The organism is Alkalibacillus haloalkaliphilus (assembly GCF_007991275.1).
In the GTDB taxonomy this organism is placed as follows: Bacteria; Bacillota; Bacilli; order Bacillales; family Alkalibacillaceae; genus Alkalibacillus; species Alkalibacillus haloalkaliphilus.
The window spans coordinates 1-2,517 of the sequence record NZ_BJYA01000029.1 but is presented as its reverse complement, the minus strand read 5'-3'; the positions used below and the strand labels follow the sequence as shown (position 1 = coordinate 2,517).

Below are 2,517 nucleotides of genomic sequence, written 5' to 3'. Positions count from 1 at the left end.
GCCTCGTCCTGGATGTTCGTCGAAGTTAGGGCCTTTAATTGAACGGGAAAATACTTTTAAATAAAGAACCTTGAAAGGCATGAGCCAATCAAGGTTCTTAAATACTAGATAGTTTGTACAATCTTAACTAATAATCCCGAAATATATTATTTAGTAATCACTTTTGTAATATTTATGTTTAAGACCGATTAAACATGTTCAAGCATCAAAATAAGTTATTTTGAAAACAAATTAACTCTAAGAATATTATATAAATAAATAAATAACCCCAACATTGTAATCAATAATAGTGTTCCATCTATTAAATTGTCCCTATTTAAATCAATGTTTATCCAATAGAAAGATGAATACACAAACCTTAGCGTTGCTCCAATCATAGCCATGAATAACGCAATTTTACTTAATAAATTGGGTGGGGTCATAAAATCCAACAAATCTCTCATTTGGGTTACCCTCCTTGACTAAAAGTTCAATTGTTATAATGAACAAAATCTATTAAGATGACTGCTGCAATCAATAATATTTTATGTTCATTTGATAAATTCTCCACCAATTCCATTCCAAAAGAGCCATTAGGTTTTAAAAATGTTTTTTTACTCTTAGACCTCTCTTTTTTTATCAATCCAACAGAATAATTGTCCCCTTTTATTTCAAAGTTGCTCCGTTTTACTAAATGAGACGCTATAAAGTACATAGACTTTCCTTGGTTATTTTTCACTTCATACTTCCTAAATCTAAATAGTTTTTTTGTTACTTTACCAATAAGGTTACAATCACTATCATAGACATTAATGGTGTGTTTAAAAAAACTAAACAATCTTTCAAACGTAAAAAATTCTGCTTCTGTTTGATATACTTTCATTTTAAAAGGGCGATTTTTTGAAAGAAAGATTCTGTGTATCAAATTATCGTTAATCTCTTTTAAAGAAAATAAGGGGTGTCCTTTCTCATTATTAATCAAATATTTTTTCCGCCTTTTTATAATATCTAACTCTACTGTTTTTTTGTTTTGCTGCTTTATATAGAAGGTCGTTTGTTTCTCCAACAATACTATGAACCTCCTTTTAAAAGGCTTATCGTCCACTTAACGGGCATATAATAGAAGAGCCCAAAGATGATTCCAATTAAAGAACCTAGTACAGGAGATAATACTACAACAACCAAGCTTATATAAACTGTAGACACCCCTGTATAAACAGAGTTATTAATTACAAAGGCATGATTATTATTGTTTATGTTAAGTAAACTTATAATGACAAGGAATAATGCAACAACAAATGTAAACACCACGAATATCTTAACGCATGCAAATATGAACTTATTAAAACTGAACCCTTTACCTTCTATCATAAGAGTTTGCGCCCAACCCTTCTTAATCACCGGAATAACGACCTCCTTGCTATCCCGGTAATTATTGTTAAATTTCTTACTTTCTTAATCTCCTATAAGCTTCAGATAGGTTAAGTTTAATTTCAGCCTCTCCACCTACAATTATAAACCACGTTCCAATACCTAATCCAGTTTTTATATCTTTACTTGTATAAGCCGTGTTACCACGTGTTAAACTGGTATCCCCTCGCGCTTCTATTCCAATAGAATACTCTCCTCTAATATCATCATTAGATTTTTTTAATCCAGTATTAGCCCCGACATCAAGTTGATTGAATAAATTCAATTTAGAATTAAATTCAAGAGCATGACCAAATTCGCTATCATAGTTAAATAGGGTCCCACTAAAATATTTAGAATCGGATAATCTAAGGTTACCTTCAACACCTAGCAAATTAACCCTTCCCCCTATTCCTTGGCCTCCCTTTGCCTCATATTCTATTAACTCTTGTCTTTCTCCATCCAGGTTGAAAATGGTATCTGTTGTTTCTATTGCTAACTCCAAGCTTTTATCAGTTACCTCTCCCGAAAAGTCCGAAATACTTTCTATAGAACTTCTTATATCTGGTATTTCAAACATAATTAAATTTGGCACTCCAGATGGATTAGGGCCTCCCATTACTTCAAGTTGATCCTCAAATGTCAGTTCTTCTCTAGCATAGTACATGTCACTTGAATCAGGTGCTACAACATTTTGGTTTGAAGCAGTCTCATGTATCCTATCGAGTTCGTCTACAGTTAACCCATGGTTTGACGAGATCATCATACGCCCTACCAAATCATCAGTAGACATATGCCCGGTATCATGAAGGGTGTCATAAGACGCTTCTGCCCATATTGGTGTGGTTGTATGGTGGTCAATATCACCCGGCATGGCGAAGTTACGATTCAAATACGACGCGTTTTGTTCTGCGATTTCTTCTGCTGTAATAGTGTCGGTCCATGTTACCGTTCCATCCAACCTGAATTCAATCGTATCTTCTTCAAGAGGTGGGCCTGGGATATCATTTTCAAACGTATACTTCGAATAATTGTACGTTAAGATATCCTGGATGTCTCTCGCATAATTAATTTCCATATATCTTTCATAGGTCTCTGAACTGGTTACTCTTGAGCCTGATGTATATT

General features: G+C 33.6%; 2 protein-coding genes. Both read right to left on the bottom strand.

Going from position 1 to position 2,517, the window contains the following annotated elements; translation table 11 throughout:
* Positions 1–469: 469 nt before the first annotated feature.
* On the bottom strand, positions 470–1,045 hold the full coding sequence (locus tag AHA02nite_RS14895; RefSeq protein ID WP_218025437.1) for a phospholipid scramblase-related protein: 576 nt from the start codon (positions 1,043–1,045) through the stop codon (positions 470–472).
* 381 nt (positions 1,046–1,426) lie between these two features.
* The coding region (locus AHA02nite_RS14890; RefSeq protein WP_218025436.1) for a hypothetical protein at positions 1,427–2,517 on the bottom strand (1,091 nt) is incomplete at its 5' end.